This is a genomic window from Rhodococcus sp. IEGM 1379 (assembly GCF_030056815.1).
GTDB lineage: Bacteria > Actinomycetota > Actinomycetes > Mycobacteriales > Mycobacteriaceae > Rhodococcus_F.
On sequence record NZ_JASHKR010000022.1, the window covers coordinates 24,887 to 39,411 of the forward strand.

The window sequence follows — 14,525 nt, forward strand, 5'->3', positions numbered from 1 at the left end:
CTTCACGCCCGGCGAGTGGTGCCCTGCATGCCGATGTGTTCCGATGGGCGAGTGCCCTCACAAGAGATTTTCCTGTCCGACGTGTCCGCAGATTCGGTAGATCCAGCAGTGCTGAGAGTGGTGGCGGTGGCGGTCGCGGAGGCCGCAGCGGCACACGTACGGGGGCGCCGCCCCGAAGTATTCGGAGTCGTGGGTTCGGGTGTACTTCACGATGATTCGGTAGAGGTCAAGAGCACCCCGACCGACCCGGTGACGATCGTCGACACCGAGACCGAAGAAGTGATTCGGGATCTGCTCGCGAAACTTCGGCCGGCGGATTCGATCCTCGGTGAGGAAGGCGGCGGCACCGATGATTGTGAAGGTGTCCGTTGGGTCGTCGATCCGATCGACGGCACGGTGAACTTTCTCTACGGGATTCCGGCCTTCTCCGTGTCGGTCGCGGTCCAGATCGACGGCGTGTCGGTCGCGGGTGCGGTGGTGGACGTGTCCATGCGTGCGACGTACTCAGCGCATCGCGGCGGCGGAGCAACGATGACCGACGTCGACGGCAACGTCAGTGAGCTCGCCTCCAATTCGGTGACGGAGCTGTCAATGGCGTTGGTGGCCACGGGTTTCGGCTACGACGCCAAACGGCGGAAGGTTCAGGGGCGACTGATCGCCGAGATCTTGCCGCAGGTACGTGACATCAGGCGGATCGGCTCGGCCGCGCTCGATTTGTGCATGGTCGCAACGGGGCGCGTCGACGCCCATTTCGAGCACGGGTTGAGTCCGTGGGATTGGGCGGCAGGGTCGCTGATCGCGGAGGAAGCCGGCGCTGTCATTCGGATACCTGGACCGAATTCGACGTCGGCGGGGGGAGCGATCGTGTACGCCTGCGCTGCTGGAATTTCCGACGACTTTGCACACATGCTCACTGCCTGCAGCGGCGACGAACCGATCAGCACCTAGCGGTACGGGCCGCCTTGAGGAGTCCGATGTCCATCGGGGCGGCCTGTGCATTGGCAGGCTGCTCCGCGAGGGCGCGAAGGATCTCGGCTGCATCGGTGCTGGGAGACAAGCTGGCCGGTGTGTAGGTGCCCAGTGCCAAGTCGACGGTGTCGTCGGTGCGGCCATCCCTGATCAACTCCGCGCAGGGCGCGACCAGCCACACAGCGCTAGCGGCAGCGGTTCCGTTTTCACCGAAGCGAATCTGGCCTTGGCACTGCATGTTCTGGTCGACGTAGACGGGGTCGTTGCCGACCTGAACGTCCGGAGCGCTGGCAAAGCCGTAGTCCTTCAACTGCGCCGCGACCTGGGCGGCCTGACCGTGTTCGCCGTTGGCGTTGAATACCCGAACCCTGGTTGCGGACAGCGCTGCCGGTTCGACGTCGAGCAGCGTGGTGCGATCCACCACCGTTCCGAGTGGCAGCGGCGCCGGGGCGGCCGGATCGGAGGAAGCCTGCGGACGGTTGCACGCTACGGTCTCGCTGAGAGCCGCGTCGGCCGTCAGGATTCGGATCCACAGTGTGCTGCCCAGGACGGCGAGTACAGCGAACACCGCAACGACAGGCCACACGCGTCGGCGCTTGAACGGACGACCACGATCGTCGTTCGCGCTGCCTTCGGTGATCAGTGAAACCACGGTATCCCTCGATTTTCTCGGCGAACATGAGCTTTTCTCGCCAAGCCGGAGCAGAGGGCGTGACGTTCGGTGCCTACCTTAGAGGGCGCGATGTCGAATCTCTCCCACGTCGCCGCACAAGTCGCCCGTCGTCCGACTTTCGGCGGGGCGAAGATCACAAAATGCTGCGCGGTTGGTGACAATTCGCAGACGTTTTTCGGAATTGACCGAATGGGTTACTACTTTGGCGCCGACTTCGGCTACTGTCTGGCGGCCCAGGTCGTTCGACTGGGCGTCGGCTCCATGCCGTAATGACAACCAAATGAGGCGCAGATCACGTTCTCGGGAACACCTTCCGGGCACTTTTTCCTCCGCTGCAGCGTTATGCAGCGACAGGGAATGATCTCGATGCCACGGCGGTTTCCATGCGCATAGCGGGATCTACCGGATTCCAGGCGTTCATGGGACCGGGATACACGAAGAGGATGAGGGGTAGACGACATGGCAACTGACTACGACGCACCGAGGCGCACAGAGTCCGACGAGGTATCGGAGGATTCACTCGAGGAGCTGAAGGCGCGGCGCAACGAGGCGCAGTCGGCTGTCGTCGATATCGACGAGACCGACACTGCAGAGTCCTTCGAGCTGCCGGGTGCCGACCTTTCCGGCGAAGAACTGTCGGTGCGCGTCGTGCCGAAGCAGGCCGACGAATTCACGTGCTCCAGCTGTTTCCTGGTGCATCACCGCAGCCGTTTGGCCAGCGATGCCAATGGACAGCTCGTGTGCATGGATTGCGCTGCCTGATATTGATTCCCGACGGTCGACCCGATTCGTATTCGGGTCGACCGAGGGTTCAGGTCGGCGCGCAGAAGGCTGGAAGCCTTCGTATTTACTACTTGAGCGCAGCGACCAGGTCGTCTGCGCGACGTGTGCTCACCAGCCAGTACGGCGTGGGGTCTTCCGGATCGTCGAGGACGATCAGGGCCATGGTTTTGACCCACGGTCGATGCTGAACAAACGCAGCGGGGTCGAGCTGACGACCCATGGCCGCACTCTTGGCCGAAGCGGGGACCGCAGCGGCCCGCGAGATCAGGTCTACGGGCACGTGCGCGCGCCCCACATGTAATTCTTTGACTCCGCCGGTCTCGATGACCTCGACGCGGGTGCGGCTCAGCCAGAACGACAGCCAGATCGGGATCGGCAGCAGCACGACATATGCCAGATACGAGACAAGTCCTGGACGGCCCATGTGGACCTCGGCGGCCAGCAGGGCGGCTACGGCTATTCCGGCGGCCCACCACCAGATCGGCAACCAGAGGCGCTCGGAATAGAGCGTGGTGGACGCGGGGGTCGTGGAAGCGACGTCAGGTCGAGATGTTTCGGGCACCTGTCAAGGATAGTCGGTCGCGACGAGTAGTCTTGGCCGACGTGAGCGATCAACTCTCCATCGCCTTGAAGCGACTGGACCCAGAACTGCCGGTTCCGCAGCGTGCGCATCCCGGGGATGCAGGCGTGGATCTGTGCTCCACCAGCGACGTCACCATCGAACCGGGTCGTCGTACCCTGGTGGGTACGGGCGTTGCGATCGGCCTGCCGGTGGGAACTGTCGGACTCATTCATCCGCGTTCCGGGCTTGCCGCAAAGTCGGGTTTGTCCATCGTGAACGCGCCCGGCACCGTCGACGCCGGCTACCGGGGCGAGCTCAAGGTCTGCTTGATCAACCTTGATCCGGATACCGCGATCGAGATTCGCCGGGGTGACCGAATTGCGCAGCTCGTAGTCCAGCGCGTCGAGCTTCCGGTGTTCGTGGAGGTCGAGTCGCTCGACGACACCGCTCGCGGTACCGGTGGTCACGGTTCCAGTGGCGGACACGCGATACTCGACACAGAGGTACGTGCCGGGTCTGTCGGAGAGGGAGTCTGAAACATGTTCGGACGCAAGAAAAAGACTGAGGTCGACGAGGAAGCTACGAGTTTCTTCGGCGACGAGAACGAAAACTCGGATCAGGTCGACGGCGACTTCGGCGACGGCGCGGTGGCGGGGGACGGTGCCGACGAGGATTTCGGCGACGAGAGCGACGAGACGCAAGGTCCGTACGATTTTGCGGATATCGATTCCGAAGATCCCACGGTAGGCCGTGACGGTCAGCGACTCGATCTCGGATCCGTCCTGGTGCCGATGCCTCCGGGCGGCCAACTGCAGGTGGAGATGGCACCCGACGGTTCACCACAGGCCGTGCATCTGGTTACCGAACACGGACGGGTTACCGTCGCCGCATATGCAGCACCCAAGTCGCCTGGTCAGTGGCGTGAAGTTGTCAGCGAGTTGGCGCAGTCACTGCGTGACGACAATTCGCCGGTCAGCATCGAGAACGGCCCGTGGGGTCGCGAATTGGTAGCCGAAACAGCTGCCATGGACCTGCGTTTCATAGGCGTCGACGGTCCGCGCTGGATGGTGCGATGTGTCGTGGCGGGTCCCAGCGGATCGACCGCGGCAGGTACACAATTGGTGGCAATTGCGCGCGACATTCTGCGCGATACCGTCGTCAATCGTGGAACTGAACCGCATCCGGTTCGGACCCCGTTGCCGGTCGTACTGCCGCAGGCATTGGCCGAGCAGCTCGCCTCCGCACATGAGCAGCAGATGATTGCTCAGCAGCAAGCCGCCGCTCAGCAGCAGGTAGAGCAGCAGCAAGCCGCAGCCCAGCAGCAGGTAGATCAGCAGGCTGCCGCACAGCAGGAAGCCCCGGCGCAACCGGCTCCGCCGCAGAGGCGCGGCGAATCCGGTTCTGCCATGCAGCAATTGGGTCAGTAGACAGCGTTTTTCTCAGGCACTCGCGGTCGTATCGGTTTCGATCGCCGCGAGTGCCTTGACGCATGTGGACCCCAGTATCGAGGGGTCCTGGCCGATCTGTTCGAGCGTCAAGGTTCCGACGTGGGCGTGGGGGAGCGTTGCTGCCCATTCGTGAGCAATCGCCGAGGGATGGACCGGATCGTCGACGGCTGAGGCAATTCCCACCGGGACACCGATTTTCGACATGGCGGCTACGGTCAGCCCGCTGTACGTCGAGGCCTCGTCGAGTGCGCAGGGCAGATCCGGCCACTGCGAACGCCAGGAGCGCTCCAGTTCCCGGCCCAGCCAGGCCGGGCTGGACGCGAGCATCGCTGCGATCACCGATTCCAGGCCCTCGCTGCGTAACTGGGACGCCGTGAAGCGTGCGCTTGCTGCAGCAGGCGCCCCGTCGGGCGCTCCGGTCCACGCCGGCAGGGCTGCCAACACGCCCGATGTCAAAGTCGGATTACAGGCAGCCCACTGCAATGCGACGGCGGCTCCGATGGACACACCGCCGACCAGGATCGGGCCGTATTCTGCTGCTGCAGCATCCATCGCCTCGAGGTAGCTGTCGACGACACGCCGAGGGTCCGGTTCGATTGCGACGGTGAGCACACTTCGGGCATCGAGTGGGTCGCGGAACGCGCGTTCGGCAAAGTGTGCGTCGGAGCCTGTACCAGGGAGAACGACGGCAACGGTGGGGGATTGAGTGAGCGCCATGACTCGATCTTGCCCGGTGCCCCCGCACCGCCGACCGACTGGTGTGGTTACCCGGTCGTATTGGGGCTACAGTGGCGATCACACAGCCCTTCAGTGACGCGAAACCCGTGCGTCACATTTGTTCGCAGGAGCGCGCAATGGCACCCGCCGCCGCAGGATATTTTCGCCGATTGACCCGTCGTCTCACCGAGGACATCGATCAGTTGGATGCCCAGGAAATGACCGAGTCCATCGAGGCTGCGGGAGGCCAGAAGGCATGCGATTGTCGGCGCGGTGAAGAAGTCACGATGGTGGGTCGACTGCGAAGCGTCGACGCGTGTCCCAAGTCGGGCAACGCAAGCATCGAGGCGGAGTTCTTCGACGGGACCGAAGTAATCAATCTGGTCTGGATCGGCCGCCGCCGCATTCCCGGCATCGAAACCGGAAAGACCCTGCTGGTCCGTGGCCGTGTCGGCGAGCGGGACGGTCGTAAGGCGATCTTCAACCCCTATTACGAACTGCGCGGAGAGTAGACGCGCACCGCATTCGTCGCGAATGTCGGCCGTGCGCTGTGCCGCGAATGTAGACGGATGTGGCACCCTCGACAGGTGACTGAACCAAAACAGCAATCGATCATGGACCAACTCGGCGGATTGAGTGGTCTGATCTACACCTCGGTGCCGATTCTGATTTTTGTCCCGGTCAACAGCATTTGGAACCTGACCGCCGCAATCTGGGCGGCACTGGGCGTGGCCGTGTTGATCGCGGCGTGGCGAGTTTTCCGCAAAGAATCGATCCAACCCGCAGTCTCGGGTGTTCTCGGCGTCGGTGTGTCCGCATTCATCGCGTACCGAACCGGAGATGCCAAGGGCTACTTCCTTTTCGGCATCTACACCAGCCTTGCCTACGGCGCTGCGTTCGTATTGTCGATCGTGGTGCGATGGCCTCTGGTAGGCATCATCTGGGGATTTCTCAACGGTCACGGAAATCTGTGGCGTAAACACCCCCGTGCTGTGCGGTTCTACGACATCGCCACAGCGGCATGGGCATTGGTATTCGGCGCCCGGTACCTGGTGCAGTCGCAGTTGTACGACACCGATCACACGGGGTGGCTTGCCATCGCGCGTATTGCGATGGGGTGGCCCCTCACCGGACTCGCACTGCTGGTCACTATTTGGGCTGTGCGCAAAGCAGATCGGATCGTGGAGCCCTCACCGACCGAAGAGCTTGATGATGCGGTAGACGAGGACCCGGATCGCCGCGACCTCAGCTGACGAGGTCCTGGTACTCCGGGTGCTTGCCGAGGTACTTCACGACGTACGGGCACACCGGGTGAACCTTGAGACCCCGCGCTCGAAGCTGGTCCAGGGCACTGCCGACGAGCACGGCGGCAAGCCCCAGACCTTCATGCTCCGGATAGATCTCGGTGTGATTGAACGAGAGCACATCACCGGAGGTGGTGTAGTCCTCGATGCCGGCCAGAGTCCCGTCGACATGAATTTCGAAGCGGCTCTGCGTCGGATTGTCGGTGACTACCGTGTTTCCGGTCATCCGATTTCCCTCTCGTTGTCAGCTATTGAGACGAAGTGCGTTGCGTAGTTGATCCTCGGCGTCCACGGCTGCCACGAACAGGAGTTCGTCTCCGCCTTCGATCGGATCGTCCATCTGAGGCACGATGACTCGGCCACCGCGCAGAATCGTGACCAAAGCGCAGTCCCGTGGAAGTTCGAGACGCTTGACGGGCTTGCCGGCCAGCGGCGTGTTGTCGGGCAACGTGATTTCGACGAGGTTGGCCTGCCCCTGACGCAGCGTCATCAGTTTGACGAGATCGCCGACCGACACCGCTTCTTCGACGAGCGAGGCGAGCATTCGGGGAGTGGACACTGCGACGTCGACGCCCCAGGACTCGTCGAACAGCCACTCGTTGCGGGGATCGTTCACGCGGGCTACTACGCGCCGAACACCGAATTCTGTTTTTGCGAGCAAACTCAGAACCAAGTTGGCTTTGTCGTCGCCGGTTGCAGCAATGACGACCTCGTACGATTCGAGGACAGCGTCTTCGAGTCGGCTCAGTTCGCAGGCGTCAGCATGGATCCAGGTGGCTTCGGGCACGGATTCCGGCTCGATGTGCTCGAGTTTGCGTTCGATCAACATGACGTCGTGTGCGCTACGAATGAGCTCACGCGCAATCGAGCGGCCCACGGCGCCTGCGCCGGCGATGGCAACCTTCACCTTGATTTTCCAATCACGTTGTTATGCAGCGATAGTGGCTGCGGGTTCGGATCAGTCACAGCGGTCGGCATCAGTCGTCGCTCGGCGGCGGATTGCCGGCAAGAGCGATGGCTTCGGCGACAGTGCCCGACACTGCAGCCACGTACACCTGATCGTCGGCCTGGATCACGGTCTTACGATCGGGGAGGATTCCGGTGCCGAATCGAATGATGAAGGCGACTCGCGAATTGGTCGCACCCTCGAGGACTGCGACGGGCTTGCCCGCCCAATCCTCATGGAGGGCAAGTTCGGTGATTGCCACGGTGCCGGACGGATCACGCCACTTCGCTGTCTGGCTTTCCTTGGTCAAGGTGTGCAGGAATCGGTCCGTCGACCAAGGAACAGTGGCGACGGTGGGGATGCCCAGACGCTCGTACACGGCGGCGCGCTTGGCGTCGTAAATTCGGGCGACGACGCGCTCGACGCCAAAGATCTCGCGCGCGACTCGCGCTGCGATGATGTTGGAATTATCACCTGAAGAGACGGCAGCGAAGGCGTCGGCGCGTTCGATACCTGACCGAATCAGGACGTCGCGGTCGAATCCCATGCCGAGAACCTTGGTTCCGGGGAAATCCTGGTCGAGACGCAGAAATGAGCTTTGATCGCGGTCGATGACCGCAACTTCGTGTCCGATCCTGGTCAGAGATGCGGCGAGGGAAGATCCCACACGGCCACACCCCATGATGACGACATACACGCCCTACTCCGTTCATGGACTTCTCGGCGAGATTGCACGCCGAAACGAACGGTACCTCGCTTGGCGGGAAGAGCAAGTTTCGACCGGCGCAAGGTGTCCGTGTTTTGGGTCGTTCCGGGGCAGTTCCACTGCTGATGACTCGAATTCGAGTCGGACGGCTTACGCTTTGCTCGTGTCTAAGCTCTCGACCGCCACCAAGCGGCTCCTGCTCGGTCGGCCGTTCCGAAGCGACAAACTCGGGCACACGCTGCTACCTAAGCGGATTGCGCTACCTGTCTTCGCTTCCGACGCTATGTCGTCCGTCGCCTACGCCCCCGAAGAGATCTTCTTGGTTCTCTCCGTTGCGGGCATTTCTGCATACGCCTACACACCGTGGATCGGCTTGTCCGTCGCGATCGTGATGGCTGTGGTCGTGGCCAGCTACCGCCAGAATGTTCACGCGTACCCGTCCGGCGGTGGTGACTACGAGGTCGCGACGGTCAATCTCGGTCCGACTGCAGGTTTGACGGTCGGTAGCGCCCTGATGGTCGACTACGTGCTCACTGTCGCAGTGTCGATCTCGGCAGCGGCGTCGAATATCGGATCCGCGTTGCCCTTCGTCGCCGAGCATAAGGTGTTGTTCGCAGTCGCGGCGATCGTGCTGTTGACTGCCGTCAACCTTCGCGGAATCCGGGAATCGGGGACGGCATTCGCGATTCCGACCTACGCCTTCATCGTCGGCATGTTCGTGATGCTCGGCTGGGGCTTCTTCCGAATCTACGTACTCGGCGACGATGTTCACGCCGAGTCGTCGTCCTTCACACTCAATGCCGAAGATTCGCATCTCTACGGCGTCGCCTTCGCGTTTTTGATCGCCCGCGCATTCTCTTCGGGTTGCGCCGCGTTGACCGGCGTCGAGGCGATCAGTAACGGCGTTCCCGCATTCCAGAAGCCGAAGTCCCGCAACGCCGCGACCACGTTGCTGATGCTGGGTGGTTTCGCGATCGTACTGCTGATGGGCATCATCATCCTGGCTCAGAAGATCGGCATCGTGTACGCGCACAATCCGGCCGAGCAGTTGGTGGGTGCCCCGGAGGGCTACCAGCAGAAGACATTGATCGCGCAGATCGCGGAAGCCGTGTTCAACGGCTTCCCGATCGGGTTCTTCTTCATGGCGATCGTGACGGCTCTCATCCTGGTATTGGCGGCAAACACTGCCTTCAACGGTTTCCCGGTTCTGGGTTCGATCCTTGCGCAGGATCGCTACCTGCCGCGTCAGCTGCACACACGCGGTGACCGTCTGGCATTCAGCAACGGAATTCTGTTCCTGTCGGGCGCTGCAATCGCGTTTGTCGTCGTGTTCGGCGCCGAAGTCACCAAACTGATTCAGCTCTATATCGTCGGCGTATTTGTCTCGTTCGTGCTCAGCCAGACCGGCATGATCAAGCACTGGACGCGTCATCTGAAGTCCGAGACGGACAAGTCTCAGCGGGCCAAGATGCAGCGCTCGCGCGTGATCAACTCGATCGGTCTTGCCATGACCGGTGCGGTTCTGATCATCGTGCTGATCACCAAGTTCGCTGCCGGCGCGTGGATCGCTATCGTTGCGATGATCGCGATCTTCGGTGTCATGAAGATGATCCGGCGCCATTACGACAGCGTCGCAACCGAACTCGAAGAGCAGGAATGGGACGGCGTTCTGCCGAGTCGTACGCATTCGATCGTGCTCGTCTCGAAGCTGCACATGCCGACCATGCGCGCTCTCGCCTATGCGCGGGCAACTCGGCCGGACACGTTGGAGGCAATCACCGTCAACGTCGACGAACCTGATACCCGAGCCTTGGTGCGTCAGTGGGAGAAGAGCGACGTCACTGTGCCGCTCAAGGTGATCGAATCGCCGTACCGGGAAATCACGAAGCCGGTTCTCGATTACGTCAACCGGGTGCGACGCGATTCACCGCGCGATGTTGTGACCGTGTTCATTCCGGAATACGTCGTGGGGCATTGGTGGGAGCAGATCCTGCACAACCAGAGCGCTTTGCGACTGAAGAGCCGTTTGCTCTTCCAGCCCGGAGTGATGGTGACCAGCGTGCCGTGGCAGTTGAACTCGTCGGAGAAGGCGAAGCCTTTGGACATCGAAAAGACTGCCGGAGCGACTCGTAGAGGTTACGACTCTGGAGAACCCTGATGTCAGGTTCGACTCCGGAGAGCAATGATTCATCCGAATATGGAACGGCAGGCGTAGTTCGTTGAGTGAGAATTGGACCGGGCAGACTTTCGAGGCTGATTTGGGGAAGCCCGGGCACGGCGGGTTTGTCGTCGCACGCCACGAGGGACGTGTGGTGTTCGTCCGTCACGGTTTGCCGGGGGAGCGGGCACTGGTTCGGGTGACGGAGGACAAGGGCGGTTCGTTTGCCCGCGCCGACGCGATCTCGATCCTCGAGGCTTCGCCGCATCGAATTGATCCGACCTGTCCCATTGCGGGGCCGGGGGGCGCGGGTTGCTGTGACTACTCGCATGCAGATCTGCAGATCCAGCGAGAGATGAAGTCGTCGGTGGTACGCGAGCAACTTCAGCGACTGGCCGGCGTCGAATCTGATGTCGATGTCGAGGAGTTGCCCGGAACCGGCGACGGCACCGGATGGCGGACGCGCGTTCGCCTGGCCGTCGACGACAATGGTGAAGCGGGGTACCACGGGTACCGCAGTAACAAGATCGTGACGGATCTGCGCTGCACACAGATCGAGCAGCGTGCGTACGACGGTTTAGCCGGTCCGCAGTGGACACCGGGCAGCGAACTGCAGGTGGTTCTTGATTCTGCGGGCGCGACGCATGTTGTCGAGATCAGTGCGCCGACGGTATCGAAGGCGGGGCGCCGCGCACCGGGTCGACGCGGAGCGACAGCACGCCGCGCGGCTAGCAGTGGGCCGCGGAAAACCCGGGTTGCTCTGGGTAGTGACACAGTGCTCGAGCGCGTCGGATCCCGGGAGTGGGCATTGTCCGCGACCGGATTCTGGCAGGCGCATCGTGGTGCGGCACAGGCATATTCACAGGTTGTGCGGGACTGGGCCGGTGTGGATTCTGGAGCTACGGCGTGGGATCTGTACGGCGGAGTCGGCGTATTCGCAGCGGTTCTGGCAGATCTTGTCGGTCCGACCGGCGTCGTGGAATCCGTCGAGTTTTCCGCGCAAGCAGTCAAGGATGGCCGGGCAGCGTTGTCCGATCTCGGGCAGGTCCGATTTCACAGTGAGCGGGTCGAGAAGATCGTGGGCGCTGCTGCTCCGTTGGCGCCCGCGCCGGGGGTAGTCGTGTTGGACCCGCCGCGGGCCGGTGCTGGCCGCGCGGTGGTGGAGTCGATCGCGTCGACCGGTACCGAGCGGGTAATCCATATCGGGTGTGACCCGGCGTCGTTCGGGCGCGATATCGGTCTCTATCTGGAACAGGGTTTCCGACTCGGTGGACTGCGGGCATTCGACGCGTTCCCGCAGACTCATCATGTGGAGTGCGTAGCTCTGCTCGAGCGCTGAACTCTTTCTGTCGGTATCGCTGCAGCGGCTGTGACGCTAATCGCGTCGTCAGCCGTTGCTTGCGTTACGCAACTAATTGTATAGTTGCGTTCTGCAAGTAGTTTTCTCGATCACTCTCAGGGGTACGCGATGTCTGTACAGCCCGAAACGGCTCAAGCACTTGTCGACACAGTTTTCTTGTTCGGCAGGTCGTTGCGGGCAGTGGTCACGGTAAGCGCTGAAAATGTGTTGCCCCCGGCGCTCGTCAGCGTGTTGTTCATGCTGGCAGTGCGAGGGGAGTGCCGGCAGAACGAGTTGGCTGCGGACCTGTGTGTCAGTCAGTCATCGCTCAGCCGGCAGATGTCGGACCTTGTGGATGCCGGCTACGTCGAGAGAAGTCCCGACCCTTCGGACAAGCGGGCATTCCGCGTCCGAGTCTCGGAGGTGGGCCATGAGGTTCTCGAGGAAACGAAACTACGGCGTGCGGCGCGATTGCGCAGCATGCTCGAAGACTGGAGCCAGGAAGAGGCCGCGGCTGCATTGTCGTCGCTGCAGCGTCTCAACGAGACGTTCAGCGCCACGATCCATCGAGAGGCCTCACCTGCAATTCTGCGAACGGCATTGCCGATCGCAGGCGTAGAAACTATTGGGAGATAAGCACATGGCAGCCACAGTGGGAGAAACTCGGGCAAGTACCGGGAGCCGTGCGATGACGCACAGCGAAATCTTGAAAGTCTTGACCGGCCTCATCGCGGCGCTTTTCACAGCGCTGCTGAGCAGCACTATCGTGTCGACGGCGCTCCCGACCATCATCGGTGAACTGCACGGAACGCAGACGCAATACGCCTGGATCATCACGGCGGCGCTGCTCGCAACGGCCGCGTCGACGCCCATCTGGGGAAAACTGTCGGACCTCTTCAACAAGAAGTTGCTGGTCCAGACCTCGATCGTGATCTTCGTGATCGGTTCCATGATTGCCGGCGCAGCGCACAACGTGCCGTTGCTTCTCGGTGCTCGCGTGATTCAGGGCATCGGCATGGGCGGCCTGACTGCCCTCGTCGTGGCGATCATCGGCTCCATCATCCCGCCGCGTGATCGCGGTCGTTACTCCGGTTACATGGGCGCCGCTATGGCTGTCTCGATGTCCGGTGGACCGGTTCTCGGCGGTGTCATCGTCGATACCGTCGGCTGGCGCTGGTGCTTCTACGTGTGTGTGCCGCTCGCTGTGATCGCTCTGTTCCTCCTCCAACGCACGTTGCACATCGAGACTGTGAGGAAGGACAACGTTTCCATCGACTGGTTGGGTGCAACCTTGCTCACCGCCGGTGTCAGCGTTCTGCTGATCTGGGTTTCCTTTGCCGGTCAGGACGACTACTACGCGTGGTTCTCGATGGCGTCGCTGTACTTCGTTGCCGGCGGATTGGCTTTGCTCGCCCTGACGATGTTCGTGGAATCCAAGGTCAAGGATCCGATCCTGCCGATCAAGATCATCACTGAGCGCACTACCGCACTGGCGATCGTGGCATCGGTAGCAGTCGGTGTCGGCCTGTTCGGTGCCACGACATTCCTGACTCAGTACTTCCAGACAGCTCGCGGATTCGATCCCACCGCGGCCGGATTGCTCACCATCCCCATGGTGGCCGGCATGCTCGTCGGCTCGGTCGGCTCGGGACTTCTGATCACCAAGTTCGGTCAGTGGAAGCCTTTCGTCGTGGCCGGCGCAATCCTGCTGGTCATCGGTTTCGGTCTTCTCTCGACGATCGACCACGCGACAAACCTGTGGATCATCGGAATCTTCATGGCCGTCGTCGGTTTGGGAACTGGCATGTTGATGCAGAACATCGTCCTCGCGGTCCAGAACACGGTCAAGGCCGAAGATATCGGCGCGGCCAGCAGTATCGTTGCGTTCTTCCGTACCTTCGGCGGCGCGATCGGTGTCTCGGTGCTGGGTTCGATCCTGGCATCGCGGGTCGGCACACTGACCAAGGAATCCGTGTCGGCACTGCCGCCCGAGCAGCAGATGGTTGCCGGAAAGAGCTTGGTGGACGGACTCGACCTTCACAACATGCCCGACTTCGTCGCGCAGATCGTTCGCTTCGCCTACGGTGACGCAACGGGCCGGATCTTCATGGTCGCCGCAATTGTCGCCATCGTCACCCTGATCGCGGTTGTCTTCATTCCGAACCGCACCCTACGGACGACGATCGACATCGTGGAGCCTGAGGTGGAGGACGTCAACCTCGAAAAGAGTGCTTCACACTGATCACGCCATAGACCATCGGACACGGACCGAGATCGTTTCTTCGATCTCACCGTGTTCGACGGCTATCGGAGCAGAAACCGCCCGGGCTGCGGAAACCAACCCACGGACCGGGCTCATCTGGTCGACGCCCTCGGTGATCTCGAGGACGTCGACCAGATTTTTCTGTGCCAGGTCCGCGAACTGTCGGGCCTTGGACAGCGCTGCAACCCAAGCTGATTCACGTGCACGTACAGTCAATTCTGTTCGGTCCTCGAGATCGAATTCCAGAGAATCCAACCGGATCGCGTCCCCGCCTGCGGCTACGCACGCGGTGATAACAGCAGCGGGGGAGTGAGCTGCGCCGGGTGTCAGATCGCGCAGTACGGCGCGAAATGATGTGGACGCCGTGAAACCGGTGGTCTCCTGTCGTCCGCCGTCAACCCACTGGGTCTGGGGGTGGACGCTCAATCCCGTGGTCACGAGATCGGGTCCGGCAACACTGTGTTCGTGCAAAGCCTCCGTCAGTGCGGCCGAATGACGCGCGAGGGCGTCAACGGCGTCGGCGACGGTGGGGTGTGTTTCCGAGACGCCGATCGTCAGGCGTGCGATGTCGGGAGTCGCGGTGGCGCAGGCGCTTCCGGTGACTGTAACGGTCGTGGCGGCGTTGCCAATGGGTTCTGCGGTAACCATGAGTGTTCT

General features: G+C 62.0%; 17 protein-coding genes. 10 read left to right on the plus strand and 7 right to left on the minus strand.

The window, feature by feature from the left end:
* Positions 1-33 precede the first annotated feature (33 nt).
* Entirely contained in the window at positions 34-948 is a 915-nt protein-coding gene (locus tag QM600_RS14480) for an inositol monophosphatase family protein (RefSeq protein WP_283262222.1), read from the plus strand.
* On the opposite strand, the gene cei is transcribed toward QM600_RS14480, so the two are convergent.
* The gene (cei, locus tag QM600_RS14485; protein WP_283262171.1) at positions 938-1,621 is read right to left on the minus strand and encodes an envelope integrity protein Cei; all 684 of its coding nucleotides are present in this window, start codon (positions 1,619-1,621) and stop codon (positions 938-940) included. The genes QM600_RS14480 and cei overlap by 11 nt on opposite strands.
* 480 nt (positions 1,622-2,101) lie before the next feature.
* Here cei and QM600_RS14490 point away from each other — a divergent pair, with 480 nt between their 5' ends.
* Positions 2,102-2,404, plus strand: coding sequence for a DUF4193 domain-containing protein (locus QM600_RS14490; RefSeq protein ID WP_003942593.1), 303 nt, complete (start codon positions 2,102-2,104; stop codon positions 2,402-2,404).
* Between the two features lie 88 nt (positions 2,405-2,492).
* Here the strand turns inward: QM600_RS14490 and QM600_RS14495 are convergent, their stop codons facing one another.
* Entirely contained in the window at positions 2,493-2,987 is a 495-nt protein-coding gene (locus QM600_RS14495) for a DUF3093 domain-containing protein (protein ID WP_283262172.1), read from the minus strand.
* Between the two features lie 41 nt (positions 2,988-3,028).
* Between QM600_RS14495 and dut the strand changes: the two genes are divergently transcribed.
* Both dut and QM600_RS14505 read left to right on the plus strand, forming a co-directional pair.
* Positions 3,029-3,523, plus strand: coding sequence for a dUTP diphosphatase (gene dut / locus QM600_RS14500; protein ID WP_283262173.1), 495 nt, complete (start codon positions 3,029-3,031; stop codon positions 3,521-3,523).
* A gap of 3 nt (positions 3,524-3,526) precedes the next feature.
* Entirely contained in the window at positions 3,527-4,414 is an 888-nt protein-coding gene (locus QM600_RS14505) for a DUF3710 domain-containing protein (RefSeq protein WP_283262174.1), read from the plus strand.
* 12 nt (positions 4,415-4,426) lie between these two features.
* On the opposite strand, the gene QM600_RS14510 is transcribed toward QM600_RS14505, so the two are convergent.
* Complete coding sequence (locus tag QM600_RS14510; protein WP_283262175.1) at positions 4,427-5,152, minus strand: alpha/beta fold hydrolase; 726 nt, start codon at positions 5,150-5,152, stop codon at positions 4,427-4,429.
* Between the two features lie 137 nt (positions 5,153-5,289).
* On the opposite strand from QM600_RS14510, the gene QM600_RS14515 reads away from it, so the two are divergent.
* Positions 5,290-5,664, plus strand: coding sequence for an OB-fold nucleic acid binding domain-containing protein (locus QM600_RS14515; protein ID WP_283262176.1), 375 nt, complete (start codon positions 5,290-5,292; stop codon positions 5,662-5,664).
* A 75-nt stretch (positions 5,665-5,739) separates the two neighbouring features.
* Positions 5,740-6,405: a DUF3159 domain-containing protein gene (locus QM600_RS14520; RefSeq protein ID WP_283262177.1), complete on the plus strand. Its 666-nt coding sequence runs from the start codon at positions 5,740-5,742 to the stop codon at positions 6,403-6,405.
* Here the strand turns inward: QM600_RS14520 and QM600_RS14525 are convergent.
* The 3 genes from QM600_RS14525 to QM600_RS14535 all read right to left on the minus strand — a co-directional run bounded on the left by QM600_RS14525 (position 6,398) and on the right by QM600_RS14535 (position 8,099).
* A complete protein-coding gene (locus QM600_RS14525; RefSeq protein ID WP_283262178.1) occupies positions 6,398-6,682 on the minus strand; it encodes a GNAT family N-acetyltransferase in 285 nt (94 codons plus the stop codon). The genes QM600_RS14520 and QM600_RS14525 overlap by 8 nt on opposite strands.
* An 18-nt stretch (positions 6,683-6,700) precedes the next feature.
* Positions 6,701-7,363, minus strand: a complete 663-nt coding sequence (locus tag QM600_RS14530) for a potassium channel family protein (RefSeq protein WP_283262179.1) — start codon at positions 7,361-7,363, stop codon at positions 6,701-6,703.
* A gap of 70 nt (positions 7,364-7,433) precedes the next feature.
* Complete coding sequence (locus QM600_RS14535; protein WP_283262180.1) at positions 7,434-8,099, minus strand: potassium channel family protein; 666 nt, start codon at positions 8,097-8,099, stop codon at positions 7,434-7,436.
* 172 nt (positions 8,100-8,271) lie between these two features.
* Here QM600_RS14535 and QM600_RS14540 point away from each other — a divergent pair, with 172 nt between their 5' ends.
* From QM600_RS14540 to QM600_RS14555, 4 genes are all read left to right on the plus strand, one after another.
* Positions 8,272-10,266 (plus strand): APC family permease, encoded by a 1,995-nt coding sequence (locus tag QM600_RS14540; RefSeq protein ID WP_283262182.1) that lies wholly within the window; start codon positions 8,272-8,274, stop codon positions 10,264-10,266.
* A 61-nt stretch (positions 10,267-10,327) separates the two neighbouring features.
* A complete protein-coding gene (locus tag QM600_RS14545; RefSeq protein ID WP_283262183.1) occupies positions 10,328-11,605 on the plus strand; it encodes a class I SAM-dependent RNA methyltransferase in 1,278 nt (425 codons plus the stop codon).
* 129 nt (positions 11,606-11,734) lie between these two features.
* The gene (locus QM600_RS14550; protein ID WP_283262184.1) at positions 11,735-12,241 is read left to right on the plus strand and encodes a MarR family winged helix-turn-helix transcriptional regulator; all 507 of its coding nucleotides are present in this window, start codon (positions 11,735-11,737) and stop codon (positions 12,239-12,241) included.
* A 4-nt stretch (positions 12,242-12,245) separates the two neighbouring features.
* Complete coding sequence (locus QM600_RS14555) at positions 12,246-13,847, plus strand: MDR family MFS transporter (RefSeq protein WP_283262185.1); 1,602 nt, start codon at positions 12,246-12,248, stop codon at positions 13,845-13,847.
* Here QM600_RS14555 and QM600_RS14560 read toward each other — a convergent pair whose 3' ends face one another.
* Positions 13,848-14,516, minus strand: coding sequence for an SIMPL domain-containing protein (locus tag QM600_RS14560; protein WP_283262187.1), 669 nt, complete (start codon positions 14,514-14,516; stop codon positions 13,848-13,850).
* Positions 14,517-14,525 lie beyond the last annotated feature (9 nt).

Coding starts and splice junctions, on each gene's coding strand:
- QM600_RS14550 (WP_283262184.1), top strand. CDS start 11,735: ATGTCTGTACAGCCCGAAACGGCTCAAGCACTTGTCGACACAGTTTTC.
- QM600_RS14480 (WP_283262222.1), top strand. CDS start 34: ATGTGTTCCGATGGGCGAGTGCCCTCACAAGAGATTTTCCTGTCCGAC.
- QM600_RS14560 (WP_283262187.1), bottom strand. CDS start 14,516: ATGGTTACCGCAGAACCCATTGGCAACGCCGCCACGACCGTTACAGTC.
- QM600_RS14505 (WP_283262174.1), top strand. CDS start 3,527: ATGTTCGGACGCAAGAAAAAGACTGAGGTCGACGAGGAAGCTACGAGT.
- QM600_RS14525 (WP_283262178.1), bottom strand. CDS start 6,682: ATGACCGGAAACACGGTAGTCACCGACAATCCGACGCAGAGCCGCTTC.
- QM600_RS14515 (WP_283262176.1), top strand. CDS start 5,290: ATGGCACCCGCCGCCGCAGGATATTTTCGCCGATTGACCCGTCGTCTC.
- QM600_RS14555 (WP_283262185.1), top strand. CDS start 12,246: ATGGCAGCCACAGTGGGAGAAACTCGGGCAAGTACCGGGAGCCGTGCG.
- QM600_RS14490 (WP_003942593.1), top strand. CDS start 2,102: ATGGCAACTGACTACGACGCACCGAGGCGCACAGAGTCCGACGAGGTA.
- QM600_RS14510 (WP_283262175.1), bottom strand. CDS start 5,152: ATGGCGCTCACTCAATCCCCCACCGTTGCCGTCGTTCTCCCTGGTACA.